The sequence below is a fragment of the Nocardiopsis valliformis DSM 45023 genome (genome assembly GCF_000340985.1).
In the GTDB taxonomy this organism is placed as follows: domain Bacteria; phylum Actinomycetota; class Actinomycetes; order Streptosporangiales; family Streptosporangiaceae; genus Nocardiopsis; species Nocardiopsis exhalans.
Map to the genome: position 1 here is coordinate 201493 of NZ_ANAZ01000015.1, position 15892 is coordinate 217384.

Here is a 15892-nt window from a genome sequence, read left to right on the forward strand (position 1 = left end):
GACTCAGTCGGCCAGGGGCAGGTAGACGCGGTTACCGCCGTCGGCGAACTCCGCGGACTTGTCCGCCATGCCCTTCTCGATCGCCTCGACGGTGTCCAGGCCATTCTCCGCCGCGTACTTGCGCACGTCCTGGGAGATCTTCATCGAGCAGAACTTGGGCCCGCACATGGAGCAGAAGTGCGCGGTCTTGGCGGGTTCGGCGGGCAGGGTCTCGTCGTGGAAGGACTGGGCGGTCTCGGGGTCCAACGACAGGTGGAACTGGTCCTGCCAGCGGAACTCGAAGCGCGCCTTGGACAGCTCGTCGTCCCACTCCTGCGCCCGGGGGTGGCCCTTGGCGATGTCGGCGGCGTGGGCGGCGAGCTTGTAGGTGATGACACCGGTCTTGACGTCGTCCCGGTTGGGCAGGCCCAGGTGCTCCTTGGGGGTGACGTAGCAGAGCATCGCGGTGCCGTACCAGCCGATCTGGGCGGCGCCGATGGCTGAGGTGATGTGGTCGTAGCCGGGGGCGACGTCCGTGGCCAGGGGGCCGAGCGTGTAGAACGGCGCCTCGCCGCACAGCTCCTCCTCCAGGCGCACGTTCTCCTTGATCTTGTCCATCGGCACGTGCCCAGGGCCCTCGATCATCACCTGCACGTCGTGCGCACGGGCGATGTGGGTGAGCTCGCCCAGGGTGCGCAGCTCGGCGAACTGGGCCGCGTCGTTGGCGTCGGCGATGGAGCCGGGCCTCAGACCGTCACCGAGGGAGAAGGTGATGTCGTACTGGCGGAAGATCTCGCAGAGTTCCTCGTAGTGGGTGTAGAGGAAGCTCTCCTTGTGGTGGGCCAGGCACCAGGCGGCCATGATGGAGCCGCCGCGCGAGACGATGCCGGTGACGCGGCGGGCGGCCAGCGGCACGTACCTGAGCAGGACGCCCGCGTGGACGGTCATGTAGTCCACGCCCTGCTCGGCCTGCTCGATGATGGTCTCGCGGTAGATCTCCCAGCTGAGCTTGGTGGGGTCGCCGTCGACCTTCTCCAGCGCCTGGTAGATCGGGACGGTGCCGATGGGCACCGGCGAGTTGCGGATGATGCGCTCGCGGGTCTCGTGGATGCGCTTGCCGGTGGACAGGTCCATCACGGTGTCGCCGCCCCAGCGGGTGGCCCACACCATCTTCTCGACCTCCTCGGGCACCGACGAGGTGACCGCGGAGTTGCCGATGTTGGCGTTGATCTTGACCAGGAACTTCTTGCCGATGATGGTCGGCTCGGACTCGGGGTGGTTGCGGTTGACCGGGATGACCGCGCGACCGATCGCCACCTCCTCGCGGACGAACTCGGGGTCCATGCCCTCCCGGGCAGCCACGAAGCGCATCTCGGGGGTGATGATCCCGGCCTTGGCGTAGGCCAGCTGGCTGACCGAGCCGTTCACGGGGTCCAGGGCCCACGCCTCACGGGTGCGCGGGAGTCCCTGGTGGACGTCGATGTGTGCGGATTCGTCGGTGTACGGACCGGAGGTGTCGTACAGATCGAAATGGCTGCCGTTGCTGAGTTCCACCCGGCGCTGCGGGACGCGGAGCGTGAGACCTTCGGGGGTGTCGATCTCCTGGTAGACCTTGTGCGATCCCATGATGGGACCGGTGGTCACCTGGTGCTCATCGGTGGTGGAAACGTCACGACTGTCGATAGCCGTCATGGCATGCCTCCCTACGTCGGAATTACCCGAACAGGTTCTGCGGTCGGCGACACCCTTGAGTCGCCCTCTCAGCCCGCCATGGCGCGAGCTCCCGCGTTGCGTATTCATATGTGCGCACGTCAAACGTGCTCGGAACACCTCGATCACGGTGCCCCGGGCTCAGGGGAAGCACTCCCCTGTGGCCTCGCACACCATACACAGGCCGTCCCCCGGCCTGTCCACCCGCCTCAAGGTCAGAAAAGTGTCTCCGGATGGGAAGGGCCCGCGTCCTCGACGGGTTCCAGCAGGTCAGGGCGGTTGTTCTTGATGCTGTTGACGTCGGTGGAGACCTCGTCGACCTCGAACCGGGCCACCGGGGTCTCGTCCAACAGGTGGGACAGGTCGTCCGGGCCGGAGGCCGGGTCGAGCCAGGCGGCCCAGCCGTCGGCGGGCACCACCACGGGCATGCGTTCGTGGATGTGCGCGAGCTGGGGCGCGGCCTCGGTGGTGATCACCGCGCAGGACCACACCCAGGCCGCGGGGTCGTTCTCGTCGTCGACCTCGGGGTCGCGCCAGCGCTCGAAGATCCCGGCCAGGGCGAGCGGTTCGCTCTCCTGGTAGTGGATGGAGAACGGCTTCTTGAGGGCCTTGGCCTTGCGCTTCTTGTGGTGGGGGTCGGTGGCGGGCGAGGTGCTGGCCTCGGCGGTGCCGTCCTTGTTGAGCAACTGCCACTCGTAGTAGGCGTCGGCCGGGAGCAGGCAGCGGCGGCGCCGGTAGGCGGTGCGGAAGGCGGGCTTGTCCGCGACGGTCTCGCTGCGGGCATTGATCATCCGGTAGCCGATGTTGCGGTCCTTGGCCCAGGAGGGCACGAGCCCCCAGCGCATGGTGTGCAGGGAGCGCGGCCCCGGCGGGCCGGTGTCCTCGCCCTGCGGTGGCGGCCCGAGGACCGCGTAGACGGGTCGGCCCGGCGAGATGTTGTAGTCCGGGTCGAGCTCCTTCAACGGCGGCCAGGCCCGCGGGTCGCCCTCCTGGCCCAGCGCCTCCTCGGGGAGGTCGAAGGCCAGCTGAAGCTGGTGCACGTTCCTGGACTGGGCATAACGTCCGCACATGGGTTCGATGGTACTGCTTCAGTCACTCTCCGCGCGGGCCATGTGGACAACGAGCGCCCCGAGCAGCACGGCCGCGCGGATCCGGCGGGCGGCCCGGGTCCGCGCAACGGCGGTGGACTAGCTGGGCATGTCGGCTCCGAACGAGTGGACTCGGAACGATCATGCCAGCGGACCCGCCGCCCGTCACCGGGCTTTCGCGCGCTACGGCCTGCGTGCCTCGGGCTCCGGCACCGGGGCCTTCTCCGGCACCTTCTCCGCTTCCGCCTCCGTCTCCGCCGGGGTCTCCTCGTCCTGTGCCGTGCGGGCCCGCCAGGCGGTGACCAGTCCGGCCAGGATCGCGAGCATCCCGACCGGGCCCAGGGTCCAGGGTGCCCACCGGTCCAGCCCCCGGAGCAGCAGCGACCGCGTCCGGGCTTGTTCCGCGTAGCCGGAGACCTGCCCGTCGGCCAGGGTGAGCTCGGCGTCGAGCAGGGCCACCTCCCCGGAACCGTTCTGCGGGCGCAGGGTCTCGGAGCGGCTCTCCGCCATGTTCACCACCATGCCGGTGACCGGCTCGACCCAGAAGGTCCGCTCCGCCGTCAGCCAGCGGTTTGCCCGGACCGTGCCCTCGGCGCCCGGATCGAACAGGGCGGCGGGCACGTCCCGCGCGGACTCGGGGACCTGGGTCCGGTCCACGGTCTGGGTGTAGCGGCGCACCGGAACCCCGGCGACCTCGTCGTTCTCGTCGAACTCGACCGAGGGGGCCGAGCGCACCTCGGCGTCGTAGAAAGAGTGACCGCCCTCGGGCACGCCCGGCGGCCAGTACAGCACCAGCCCGGCCTGGCGGACCGCGCGGTCGCCGTTGACGTGCTCACCGCAGCAGTTGACCGCCCGACCGGTCTCCCGGTCGACGATGACGCGACGGCTCCAGTGGTCGATGACCTGGTCCGACGCGGAGGTGTTCACCGTCATCTCCCAGGCCGACCAGTCACTGCCGTGCGCGGAGGCCTCAACCCGGGTGACCTGTTCGAGCTCGGCGGTCTCCACCCGCGTCCAGGTGGCGGTGTCCAGGTAGGCGGCCTCCTGGTCGGTCATCCGCAGGTCGAAGGAGGCCGCCGCCGGGAGCGGGGCGACCCGGTCGTGGACGTAGAGCGGCAGCAGCAGGGCCAGGGTCAGCAGGAACGCGCCCGTCGCCACCAGGAAGGTGCCCTTGGGCAGACCGCGCCCCGGCTCCGGGCCCAGGGGCTGGAGCCGGGTTTTGGGTGCCGCGCCCACCTGCGAGAACGTACTCACCTGCGGGCCTCCTCGACGTCGTGCTCAGGGTCGGGCTCGGTGTCGCGCTCGTGACCGGGATCGAACTCCGGAACGGACCCCGGATCGAACTCCGGTCCGGGCACACGCTCGGACTCGGCACCGGTTTCGGGCTCCGGCGTCGGCTCCGACCCGGCCGGGGGCCCGGCGGCGGCCCGGGCCGGCACGGCGGCGGGTTCGGACACGGGCGGTTCGACTTCGGCCCCGTGCTGGCCCAGGGCCAGGACCAGGCGCGCCATCGCGGGCAGGCACAGCGCCTGCGGCACCCAGCCGCGCAGGGCGGTTCCGAGCGTCTCCGTGATGTCGTGGAAGGGCATGTTCACCACCAGGTACGTGCCCGAGGCCATGGCCAGTCCGGCCAGGGCCAGCGACAGGGTGACCACCCACGGACCGGCCAGGTGCGGCAGCGTCCGGCCGCCCATGGACGGTCTTCCGGGTTTGGCGTGGCGCAACCGTTGGGGGACCCTGCGGGCCAGCCACCACAGGGATACCAGGAGCACGCCGACCACGGCCGCACCGGCCCAGCCCGCGATCCACACCCCGTAGGCCAGGCCCAGCGGCAGTACCGCCCAGCGCGGCAGCCAGCCGGGGCCCGCCTCGGGCAGGGCGCGCGAGCGGTGCGGGGGTTCGGCCGTCAGGCGCCTTCCGCCCGGCAGCCAGCGGCGCGGCCACAGTGCGAGCACCACGAGCAGTGCGGCGAGCGCACCGCCCGCGGCCAGCACGCGGTGGTAGACGGCGTCGGGCGTGTAGGTGAGCGTGACCGTCCCGGCGCTGCCCTCGGGCAGGACCCAGGCCTGCTTCCAGCCTTCGAGCCGCACCGGTTCCAGCGGCCCGTCGCCGCCGTCCAGCCGGGCCTCCCAGCCCTCGTTGAAGTTCTCGTTCACCACCAGGAGGCTGTCCTCGTCGACGTCCACGTCGAAGCTGCGCTCGCTCGGGCCCCAGGCATGCAGGGTGTCGACCTCGGCCATCTGAACGGCGGGGGCATCGGTGACGCTCTGATCGGCCGACTCCACCAGCGCCGACCGCACCTGGTAGCGGTTGCCCGGGTCGACGACGACCCGGTTCTCGCCCTCGTTCAGGTCCAGGTCGGTGCAGGTCTCGTAGCGCAGCGGGTTGCCGGTGAGCTGGTCGGCCAGGGTGCCGTCGCTGATCCGGGTCTCCACCCGCTGGCCGTTGACTCGCAGGGTGGGGCCCAGGCCGCAGGTGGTGGAGGCGTCGCCCTCGGGCAGCGGGTTCACCGGGGGCACCCCGGGGAGTTCGACGGTGCCGATCTCCAGGGCCTGGCCCTCCGGGCGCTCGAAGGTCACCCGCAGGGACGCGGCGGTCAGCTCCGCGAAGTCGACCCGGCCGCTGCCGTCCAGCCAGCCCTCACGGACCGTTCCGCCGCCCTCGACCGTCACCTTGATCGGCCGCATCACGCTGTCGGCCCGGGGGAAGTCGACCTTCAGGTGGTCCACGGCGGTCGCCGCGCCCAGCTCGATGTCGAGCCAGGGGCTCTTCTCCTCGGGGTCCGGGTACCAGACCGTGCCCTCCTCGTCGTCGAGCGCGCCCCGGCCCATCGCAGCGGGGTGCTGGACGGCGGTGGAGGAACCGGTCACGTGCGGGAACCCGCTGGCCCGGTTGGCGGCGTTCTCCGCCTCGCGGGGGTCGGTGAGGACGACCTCCCCGGAGATCTGATGGGTTTCGGCGGCCGCACCCGGCGAGAGTTCGAAGGTGCGGTCGAGCTTGCTCGCGTCCTCGCCGCTCACCTCCAGCCGGGGGTTGCACACCCACACGTGCGAACCCTCCATGCAGCCGGGTGCGGTGCCGGTCGACCCGGTGAAGAGCAGGGTGCCGGTCTCGGCCGGGCCGGGCACGTGCAGGGTCCGCGCGGCCTCCAGCCCGGGCAGGGAAATCCACGCAATACCCACCCGGGTGCCGAAGCGGTACTCCGGTTCCCAGGCCAGCTCGTCGATCCGCACCCGCAGCGTGGAGGTCTGCCCGGGCGGGGCCGCGAGCTCCTGGGGGTCGTCGGTGGCGGCCACGGCCGCCTCGGACTGGCCGTTGTCGGTGATGAGGGTCACCCTCGAGGGCGGCGGCTCACCGGGCAACTGCTCGAAGGCCACGCTCAGCCCGCTCAGGTCCCGGGGTTCGGTGAACTCGACCTCGATCCACTGGCCGAGGGCGCCCGCGAAGGCGCTGGACCGCCAGGCGGTGCCGAGGTCGGTGTCCAGGGCCGCGTAGGGGGCGTGCCCCGGGTCGCGGTCGCTGGCCCGGGCCTCCACCCCGGCCTCGGAGGTGGACGCGGTGATCCCGGCGATGCCCAGGTCCTCGGCGTGGGCGACGTACTCCTCCCACGCGGGGTCCATGATGTCGGGCGCGGGGACGTCGCGTTCGAGTTCCTGGTCCTCGGTCATGGTGGCCGAGACGTTGCGGCGCACGTCGGAGTAGACGACCTCGCGGCGGCGGGCGGTGTCGGTGACGATCGTGTTCTCCGCCGCGATCTCCGACGCTCCGGGGTCGTCGCCGAGCAGGATCGGGCGGTCGTCGTTGACCAGGCCCTGTTCGGCCAGGTGCAGGACGGACTCGGGGCCGCCGGTGACCCGCAGCGCGTCCCTGGAGGGCACGGTGCCCACCGCGGGCGCGGCGTCCTCGACCTCGTAGACGGTCAGGGACGGGTAGGGCTGGTCGAACCACTGGGAGGCGGACGAGTGGTCCAGGGAGCCGATCACCGGGCCGAACTCGGCGGCCTCGGTGATGCCCGGGGAGTTGCCCAGCGACTGGTGGACGCGGGCGGGCCAGGCGCCGTTGTTGCCCACGCGCTGGAGGTCGTTGCGCACGATCAGGTGGGTGACGCCCAGGCGCGCGAGGGTGTCCGCGAGCCCTTCGGAGCCGCGCCCGGAGGAGACCCGCTGGTCGATCTCATGGGTGATCCGGGAGATGCCGGAGGAGCCCCAGGGGATGATCTGGTGGTTGGTCCAGGCCCCGGAGAGCAGGGGCTGCATGGGTTCGTCGAGCGGTCGGCCCCACTCGTACTCGCCGCGGGCCGAGCCGGGCAGCGCCATGGTCATGCCGCGCTCGTCGCCGCGGTCCTCCAGCCAGTCCACGGCCTCGTACCAGTAGTCCGGTATCTCCTCGAAACCGCCGCGCGGGGCGATGCCGACGGTGGCGATCGGGGTGAGCGTGATGAGGAAGACGGCGGCGCTGGCCCCGGCCACGGTCCTTCTGACCCTGGCCAGCGTCTCCGGGCCACTGCCCCTGCGGTCGGACCAGTCGCGGGCGACCACGACCGGCAGGTGCGCCAGGCCGAGCACGATCGGCAGGCGGATGAGGGCGTCGAACTTGTGGACGTTGCGGAAGGGCGCGAGGGCGCCGTCGAACAGCTCACGCATGAACGGCGCCAACGGGCCGGTCAGTGCGCCGGTGAAGCCCGCGACGACGATCGCGGTGCCCACCAGGAGGGTGCTGATGAGGAAGAGGCGTTCGGGGGTGCGCCGGTTGATCAGCCCGGCCAGGCCCAGCCCGGCGACCAGCGCGGTGACCGCGACCAGCCACGGGGTCAGGGAGAGTTCGGCGCCCGAGGGCAGCGCGGTGTTGCCCATGTCGGGCAGGAAGCCCATCCAGTTGGAGGTGCCGCGCAGGGAGTTAAACAGGGAGGTGATCCCCGTGGTGACGGCGGCGTCCTCGGTGTAGGGCATGAACGAGTACACGTACCGCGACATGATCAGCAGCGGGACGATGTACCAGAACGAGGCGAGCACGAGCGCGCCCGACCACCACAGGATCAGCCGCCACTTGCGCGGCCCGTTGGCCCGGGTGAGCAGGTAGAGGCCGGGGACGACCAGGACCGCCAGCTCGGAGGCGGCGTTGGTACCGCCGCACATGAGGAAGGCCAGCCCGGACAGCAGGGCCATCCGCGCGGGCGGGTAGCCATGCTTGGTGCCCAGGATGAGCGGCAGCAGGATCCACGGCATGAGCAGCATGGGCTGCAGCTCGGCCGAGTTGTACGAGAGCAGTGTGAGCACGCGCGGGGCGAGCGCGTAGGCGACACCGGCGAGGATGCGGGTGTTGACAGTGCCCAGGCCCAGGGCCTCGGCGACCTTGTACACCCCCACGAAGGCGGCGATGAGCAGCACCGCCATCCACACGCGCTGGATGAGCCACTCGGGCATGCCGAGCACCTCGAACAGCAGGTGGAAGGGGCCGTTCGGGAAGAAGTACCCGTAGGCCTGGTTCTGGAGCTGGCCGAAGTAGGAGGCGTCCCACAGGTGGAGGGCTCGCTCCATGAACCCCAGGGGGTTGATCGTCAGGTCGATCTTGGTGTCGCTGACGATCCTGCCGGGGTCGATGCTCGCTGCCAGTGCTCCCAGGAGCAGACACACCGCGAGGACCTTGAGCCGCGCCAGCAGCTTCTCGTCCACTCCGCCGGGGGCGGTCGGTGTTCTGGAATCCTCCGGTTCGCGCCTGGCGGTGGATTCCGCCGAAGTCACATCTTCGCTTTCTTGCCTGCTGCGGGGTCGGAGGCGGGGACGGGGGTTCCCAGGGACAGTTCCGCGGCGACCAGTCGGGTCATGCGGGCACCGCTGGCCTCCCAGGTGAACTGGGCCGCCCAGGCGCGGCAGGCGCGCCGGACCTCCTCCGCCCGCCGGGGGTCGGACAGTTCCTTCAGGGCCCGGGAGACGACGTCCTCGAGGGTCTCGCCCTCGCGGACGAGCCAGCCGGTCTCGCCGTCACGGACCGAATCGCGAAGTCCGTCCACATCGTAGGCCACGGTGGGCACGCCGAGCCGGGCGGCCTCGATGACGGTCAGGCCCCAGCCCTCGAATTCGGAGGCGGTCACGTGCAGGTGGCAGCTGGCCAGGACGGAGTTCTTGTCCTCCTCGGAGAGGAAGCCGTGCAGGTCCACCCGGTCTCCGAGACCGTCGCGGCCGACCTGTTCGGCGAGGTGCTCGCCCTCGGGGCCGCGGCCGATGATGTGCACGCGCAGGCCGGGGTGGTCGTCCTCGAGCGTGCGGGCCAGGTCCACGACCCGGGAGACGCGCTTTTGCACGACGAGCCGGCCGAGGCTGACCAGCGCGGGCGCGGCGTCGTGGGCCGGGGCCGCGGCTGCCAACTCGGGTGGGGCCGCTGAAACGGACTGCGCCGAAGGCGACGTTTGAGGGTGGTGGAGGGTGACGTCGGAAGAAGCCTGCGCCGAAGGCGACGTTTGAGGGTGGTGGAGGGTGACGTCGGAAGAAGCCTGCGCCGAAGGCGACGTTTGAGGGTGGTGGAGGGTGACGGGTGGGCATCCGTTGTGGATGACCTCTATCGGCGCGCGCCAGCCGAGCTTGTCGCGCATGGCAGCGCGGGAGGACTCCGAGACGGTGACAGTGGTGCACTTCCGGTAGACCCGGGAGGCCACCGCCGACTCCAGGAAGCGGCCGAACCAGGCCATCGGCGCCGGGAAGTAGGCGTTGAACTGGAGGTCGTGGACGTGATGGACCACGCTGACGACCCTGGTGCGGCGGCGCAGGACCAGCCGGGAGAAGAACGGGATGCCGTTCATGCAGTCGAAGGCGAGGTGGTACTCGCGCCGCCACAGGGCGAGCCAGGCCATCACGCGCGGGTAGACGGTGAACTTTCCGCCCATCCGGCGGATGACGATGCCGTCCTTGGTCTCGACCCGGGCCTGGTGGGGTTCGCGGCTGGTCAGGAAGGTGACGATGGCGCCGCGTTCGGCCAGGTGGCGGCTGATCCGCCAGGCGTATTCCTCGGCTCCGCCGGCGGTGGACTGCCAGGGGTCGCGCCAGTTGACCATCACGATCCGGACGCCGTCGAGGCGGGGGCCGGGGTCGGCTGGGTCGACCGGTGCGGCCCGGACCGTGACCGGTTCGGGTGCGGTGGATTCGGCGGGCTCCGCCGGTGCGGGGGCGGGAATCACGGCCGGAGCGGGGGTGATCATGGGGAGACCGGGCTCCACCCGGGTCGGGACCTTCTGGAAGACCACACGCTCTCCTTCCGCGCGGTACCGGGCGCGGGACCTGAGCGATGCCACTCAGGGATTGCGAGTGGACACGCTGCGTGAGTGCCGTGGGGTAGCACTGAGCGCACGCCGAACAGGCCCGTCGACCGGACGTCACTGGGGTGGGCGGCCGCGAGGGGTGCGACCGCGAAAAGTGGGTGGGGCGGGCGCCCCACTGGTGGCGGGGCGCCCGCCTACCTCAACCGAAAACGGCCACCTAGCGGTCGCCGTAGTTGTAGAGGGTTTCGTTCACCGGTTCCGCGGTCGCGGTGGACTCGGTGGCGAGGTTGGTGGCCACCACAGTGGCACCACCCGCCAGAGCCGCGCCGATCACACAGGCGGCGATTACCTTGATCACTTGGGGATCTCCTTCCGCGCGCCCCGCACCGTTTGTGGTTGGGGACGCTGGAACCCGAGACTAGAACCTGATCTAGCTATAGACCAGATGATTGCCCCAACTGTAACTAACCCCCCGGTAACTTCCAACCCCGAAATGTCGTCTTTATCAGCATTGATGTGCTGATCTGACACCTCAAGGAGGGTCAGATCGACCCCCTCGACCACCACCGAAAGCTCCTCCGCACCAGACCAGAACCGGTTATCGACCGGCGCTGACACGGCCACGTAACGCACCCCGAGGCCACCCAGAAGTTCTGCCAGGGCATCGGGGTCCGCGAGCAACTCCGGTCCGGGCAGACCGCTCTCAGGGTCGGGTTCGAGAAGGCGGGCGGCTTCCCGCGCCCGGGCGTCCTCACCGGTCACCACGACCCGCCCGCCGTCCGCGGTGCCCACGCTCAGGTCGTCGTTCCACAGCGTGCGGCGGTCGAACAGCTTGGCTGCCGGGTCCAGCACCACCACCGGCTCCCCCGACCACTTCAGCCCGCGGTAGGCGCTCCACGGCAGGACGAGGACCGCCCCCGGTCGGTCGTCCGCCGCCACCGCCTCCCGGGCCGCCAGCCACTCCCCGGGGTACTCCACCGGGGCCAACCGCCCGCCCGCGCCCCACAGCAGCCCCGGCAGCACCACCACGGGTGCCAGCACCAGGAACACCACGGCCACCACCCGCCACAGGGCCAGGACCCGCAGCAGCCAGAGCACCACGGCGCCCAGGCCGAGCGCCTGCACCAGGGCGAGCGGCGCCAGGTACAGCTGACCGTCGCGCAGCGGCCCGAACCCCGGCCACAGGCCGATCAGCGCGGCCAGGAACTCCCGCCCCGGGGCGAACACCCCCAGCAGAGCGATCCCGAAGCCCACCGCGGCCGACACCGAAAGCCCGATCCCCACAGCCGGACGCGACCGCCACAGCCACCAGGCCCAGCCGGTGAGGGAGACCGCGCAGAGCAGCAACCGCGCCAGCGCCGTGACCAGCTCCCCATACCCCGGCGGCACCGCACCCGAGTTCCACACCCCGCCCAGCAATAGCAACGACCCCAGCACCCCGAAGGGCGTGTCCGACCGGGCCGCGAAGGCCTCCACACCGGCCGGATCGGTGGCCGCTCCGCTGGTCAGCGACGGCAGCAACCACGGCAGGGAGATCAGGACCAACGCGAACACGAACAGAGCGGCGTCCCGACAGCGGCGCGGTCCGACCAGCGCCTGCGGACCAGCGGTGAGCGCGCTGAGGACCACCGAGGAGAACCCGCCGACCGCCGCCGGAACCAGTGAGCACACCAGCCCGGCCAGCCCGGTGCCCGGCCGCGCCGACGCCAGCCGGACCACCGCCCGCAGCACCCACGGCAGCCCGGCGTACCCCAGCAGGACCGCCCACTGTCCGAGCAGCAGACGCTCGGCCACAAACGGGTTCCACACGTAGGCGACCCCGGCAGCCGCGCCCGCGGCCAGCACGGCCCCCTGCGGGGCGTCCGGCAGCCGGGCGGCCAGCAGGGGCCCGGCCAGGCGGACCAGCAACCGGAAAGCGCCCGCCCCGCCCAGTGTGAACACCGCCAGCAGGGCGAGGGTCTGCACCACGTCACCAGGCAGCAGGAGGGTCAGGGCCGCCACCACGGCGTCGCTCGGGATCGCCCGGGGAAAGCCGTCCGCGCCCGCCAGCACCGCGGGCAGCGAGAGTTCGGGGACGAAGAGCATGTCGTAGCGGAGCACGTAGCCCGGCCCCAGCGCCGGGCCCAGCGCGAGCACCCCCGCGACCGCGCCCACCAGCCAGGGCAGCAGTGCGGCCGCCGGCCGGGAGGCCGTGGCGGGCGTCGCGGGCGCCCCGGGGGACGAAGGCCGGGCGTGGTCGCGGGCGGTCATCAGCCCTCCAGGAGGACGCTGTCGGAGTATCCACCCTCCACGTAGTCCCGGTAGGAGCGGATCACGATCTCGTACGGTCCCGAGACCGTCGCCGCCCAGCGCGGGTCCTCTCCTGCTGAACCGAGCGTGCGCCAGCCCTCGCCGTCCCGGGGGCCGCGGTCGTCCCGGGGCTCGCAGGTGGTGCCCGGCGACGGCGGCGGAACGGCGGGAACCGAGGGTTCGGGGGTTGGATCGGGTTCGGGGCGCGGTGTCGTCGGCGGCGAGGAGGGGGTGGGCCCGGGCTCTTCGCCGCCCTGGCCGCCACCGCCGCCGGGGGTGTCCTGGTCGTCGGTGGTCGAGTTCCCGGTGTTGTCGCCCCCGGTCAGCCCGCGGTTGTCGGCGGGCGCGCGGCGGCCATCGGCAGGAGGGCGGCTGTCGTCGGGCACGCACTCCAGCACCCGGACCCACACCTCGTAATGCCCGGCCTCGGGAACGTCCTGCCAGGTCACCACGGAGCCGCTGCCGTGCGTGCGGACCCAGTCGGGCGCGGGCGGCGGCTCGTCGTCCCACACCAGCTGGAGCGGTTCGGACTCGGTGCCCTCGTCCCTGCCCTTGTAGGGGTGCACGACGAACTCGTAGCGGGCCCCGCTGAAGAGCGACCCGATCACCAGGAAGTGTTCGTCCTCGTCGCTCTCGATGTCGGCCGGGATCACCGCGGCGTCGTCCGGGTCGGGGGCCACCCTGCGCTGCACCACCCGGTAGTCGGTGGCTCCCGGCACGTTCTTCCAGCTGAGCAGGAGCCCGTCGTCGGTCTCCTCGTACTCGGGTTCGGGCGCGGTCAGCGGCCCCGCGGACAGCGAGGGCAGCGGTCTCGGGTACTCCTCCCCCACCCCCAGCGGCGCGGCCAGGGCGTCGGCGAAGGCGGCGGCGATCTTGAGTTCGCCGCGCACATTGGGGTTGGTCGCGTCCCAGTTGTCGTGGACCGGAGCGTACTCCTTGGCGACCTGGGCGACGACCACGGGCGAGGTACCGGAGGTGAGCTGCTCGGCGAGGTCGACCAGGCCCATGTTGAAGCGCTCGATCTCGCCGTTGACCCGGGTGTCGTCGGCACTGCCCTCCACGTCGGGGAGCTCGCCGACCACGAAGCGGGCGTCACCCAGCACCACCCGCACCGTGGAGACGGTCTCGGCGATGCCGTCGAGGGCGTGGTCGGCGCTGCCACCGGAGAGGATGTCCTCGGTCCCGGCGAGGAGGAGCAGGTACTGGGGTTCGTGCTCGGCGGCGATCTGGGCGATGTCGGCGGACAGGTCCTGGGCGGTGGCGCCCCAGCGGGCGGCGTGGGCGGTGTCGAAGTCGGGCACGGCGTAGCTGTGGTCGCCGGAGCCCTCCTCGTCGGCGAGGGAGTGCAGGTCGTCGCGGGGGCCGACGAATGCGAACTCCACGTCCTGCTCGGACAGGTGCGACCACAGGTGGTAGCGCCAGGTGTGGTCGCCGCTGCTGCCCTGGGTGGCGGAGTCACCCACCATCATGATGCGCAGCTCGCCGTCGGGCGGGCCGGGGACGGAGACCGGTTCGTCGGCGAACTCGCCCTGGTCACCGCCGATCCCGCCGGAGCCAGCCTGCAGGAGCAGCAGGGTGACGGCCATGGCCGCGAGCATCACGCCGAGCAGGCCCAGAGGGCCGGGCTCGAAGCGGGAACCGGGCCGTCGCAGGCCGGGGACACGCCAGGCCAGGCGGCGCCAGGGGGCCGCGGTGAGCCAGTAGGGGGCGCGCTCGGACCACCGGCTCCGCCAGGAGGCCTGTTCGGAATCCTGATCCTGGTCCGGCTCCTGGTCAGGCTCCGTGTCCTGGTCAGGTTCCTGGTCCTGGCTCCGCTCCGGCTTCGCTGCCTTGGCGGTGCCTTCGTCCGCACGCCCCTCCGGGGCCTTCGCGGCCCTCGGATCCTTCGGGGGTCGTTCTTCCACCCTTTCGGGGACGGCCCTGTCCTCGGGGGTGGCGTCCTCGCCCGGGTCCTGCACCGTGCCCCATCTCTCGCCGCCGCGCCTCGCGGGTAGTTACAGGTTCCTGTTCGACAACGAACCGCCATTACTCTTAGTCGGCCGACCAGGGGGTAGGCGCTCGCCAGACCAGACTAGAACTGGTTATATGGAGGCCGTCAACCTTCTGGCCCAGTCGGGTTCAGCGGTACCGAGCCGAAAGGCCCCCTCCCGTGATCGGACTCCTGGTCGCGCTGCTCTCCGCAGTGGTCTACACGATCGGCCTGACCGTAGAACAGCGTGCGCTGCACGGCTCCGAGTCGATCTCGATCCACCGTCCTCTTCACCTGGCCAGAGTACTGCTGGGTAACCCGCGCTGGGTGTTCGGCTGCGTCTTCGCCGCCCTGGGCAGTGTGGGCCTGATCGTCTCCCTCGGCCTGGCCCCGGTGTCGGTCGCCCAACCGGCCTTCGCCGCCGGCGTGGCAAGCACGCTGCTGTTCATCACGTTGGTGATGGGTGAGCGGATCACCAGGGGCGAGTACGTGGCGCTGGGCGTCATGCCGGTGGCCCTGGGTCTGCTCAGCCTTTCCACCGTGGACGGCGCCGAGACCGGGACCACCGCGAACACCCCGCTGCTGGTGACCGTCAGCGTGGTGACGGTCGTGGCCTGCGTGGCCGCGATGGGTTTCGTGGGCGGCCGGGGCAAGTACGTCTCCGCCGCCGCGATGGGCGCCGCCGCCGGGCTCGCCCAGGGCAGCGCGGGGCTCCAGGGCAAGGGGTTGGGCGGTCTGCTCGCCGACAACGGCTTCCTCGCCGCGATCGTGCCCGCCCTGCTCTCTCCCTACCCCTACCTGTACGCGCTGGGCTGGGCGGTGGGCATCGTGCTCTTCCAGACCTCGATGCAACGCTCCCGGGCCTCCATCACCGCACCGGTGTCCAACGTGGTCGGCAACGTGTTCGTGGTGGTGGTCGGCACTTTGCTCTTCGGCGAACAGCTGCCCGAGGACCCGCTCCTGCTGGCGCTGCGGGTGGGCGGCTTCGCGCTGACCCTGGTCGTGGTGGTCCTGGTGCGCGGCAACGTGGCCCAGGCCGAGGCCGACACCAGCCGGCTGCGCGAGGAACGCGTCCCCGCCAAGGCCGAATAGGCCCGACCGCCAGGAATCAGCAGAGGCCCGCGCCCGGATTCGGGATGCTGTTGGTTGATTCCGGGGTGGGGTCTGTGTGCGGCCTGTGTGGGGTCTGGGGCTTGGGGCCTGCGGTTCGGGTTGCGGTTCCCCCGTTTCCCGCCGCTTGATGGTTGCCGTCTCCGCTGCGCGCGTCAAGGTCGTCGCCGTCGCGGCTTCGCCGGATCGGGGCGCTCCACCTTGACCCGCTTCGCTACGACGGCGGTGGGCGGCTATCGGGAAACGGGGGAGGTGTGGTCCGGGGTGGCCAACGGGCCCCAAAGGGGCCCAACTACCAACTGCGCGGCCTTCGGCCGGTGCCCTCCACACGCCGGTGCCCACCGCCTGAACGTGTCGCGGCCGGTCAAGGTAGGCGACGGAAAGTGGCAGCGAGGGCAGCAGTCTCCCCAGCCCTGCGGGGATCGGGTCGCGTGTCGCGGCCGGTCACGCGTGCCATCGGGCACCCGGCGGTGAGGGCTGGGTTCAGCGCTGTGG

The 15892-nt window shown here is 71.4% G+C and carries 9 protein-coding genes; 1 reads left to right on the plus strand and 8 read right to left on the minus strand.

All coding sequences use genetic code 11. The features are described 5' to 3' along the window. Positions 1 to 3 precede the first annotated feature (3 nt). From thiC to D457_RS0117240, 8 genes are all read right to left on the minus strand, one after another. Complete coding sequence (gene thiC, locus D457_RS0117205; RefSeq protein WP_017581919.1) at positions 4 to 1671, minus strand: phosphomethylpyrimidine synthase ThiC; 1668 nt, start codon at positions 1669 to 1671, stop codon at positions 4 to 6. A 233-nt stretch (positions 1672 to 1904) separates the two neighbouring features. Further along, complete coding sequence (locus tag D457_RS0117210) at positions 1905 to 2759, minus strand: SOS response-associated peptidase (protein ID WP_017581920.1); 855 nt, start codon at positions 2757 to 2759, stop codon at positions 1905 to 1907. Between the two features lie 201 nt (positions 2760 to 2960). Next, the gene (locus tag D457_RS0117215) at positions 2961 to 4031 is read right to left on the minus strand and encodes a DUF3068 domain-containing protein (protein ID WP_017581921.1); all 1071 of its coding nucleotides are present in this window, start codon (positions 4029 to 4031) and stop codon (positions 2961 to 2963) included. Beyond that, positions 4028 to 8518 (minus strand): alpha-(1->3)-arabinofuranosyltransferase domain-containing protein, encoded by a 4491-nt coding sequence (locus D457_RS0117220; RefSeq protein ID WP_039831372.1) that lies wholly within the window; start codon positions 8516 to 8518, stop codon positions 4028 to 4030. Before D457_RS0117220 ends, D457_RS0117215 begins: the two co-directional genes overlap by 4 nt. Further along, entirely contained in the window at positions 8515 to 10014 is a 1500-nt protein-coding gene (locus D457_RS37070) for a glycosyltransferase family 4 protein (RefSeq protein ID WP_017581923.1), read from the minus strand. Before D457_RS37070 ends, D457_RS0117220 begins: the two co-directional genes overlap by 4 nt. Before the next feature lie 232 nt (positions 10015 to 10246). Then, on the minus strand, positions 10247 to 10387 hold the full coding sequence (locus D457_RS36480) for a hypothetical protein (protein WP_017542507.1): 141 nt from the start codon (positions 10385 to 10387) through the stop codon (positions 10247 to 10249). Beyond that, complete coding sequence (locus tag D457_RS0117235) at positions 10384 to 12279, minus strand: hypothetical protein (protein WP_017581924.1); 1896 nt, start codon at positions 12277 to 12279, stop codon at positions 10384 to 10386. Before D457_RS0117235 ends, D457_RS36480 begins: the two co-directional genes overlap by 4 nt. After that, a complete protein-coding gene (locus D457_RS0117240) occupies positions 12279 to 14276 on the minus strand; it encodes an SGNH/GDSL hydrolase family protein (protein ID WP_017581925.1) in 1998 nt (665 codons plus the stop codon). The genes D457_RS0117235 and D457_RS0117240 overlap by 1 nt, the downstream gene beginning before the upstream one ends. 191 nt (positions 14277 to 14467) lie before the next feature. On the opposite strand from D457_RS0117240, the gene D457_RS0117245 reads away from it, so the two are divergent. Then, positions 14468 to 15379: a hypothetical protein gene (locus tag D457_RS0117245; RefSeq protein WP_017581926.1), complete on the plus strand. Its 912-nt coding sequence runs from the start codon at positions 14468 to 14470 to the stop codon at positions 15377 to 15379. Positions 15380 to 15892: the final 513 nt, after the last annotated feature.